1 protein-coding gene is annotated in these 302 nt (G+C 64.2%); it reads left to right on the forward strand.

Annotation, left to right across the window (positions count from 1 at the left end):
• On the forward strand, positions 1 to 302 hold a 302-nt coding region (locus ACZYSP_RS35400; protein ID WP_489019221.1), incomplete at both ends, for a P-loop NTPase.

The following is a 302-nucleotide window of genomic DNA, read 5'->3' on the forward strand; positions in this document are numbered from 1 at the left end:
TCACCCTGAGCCAGCGCGTACCGATGACGGGCGCGGTGATCGTCACCACGCCGCAGGACATCGCGCTGCGCGACGCAAAGAAGGGCATCAAGATGGTCGAGAAGGTCGGCGTGCCGATCCTGGGCATCGTCGAGAACATGGCGGTGCACATCTGCTCGAACTGCGGCCATGCCGAACACCTCTTCGGCGCGGACGGCGGCAAGAAGATGGCGGCTGAATATCAGATGGAATACCTCGGCGCGCTGCCGCTGGACAACAAGATCCGTCTGCAGGCCGACAGTGGGGCGCCGACTGTGGTGTCC

Source organism: Variovorax sp. F042 (assembly GCF_057814215.1).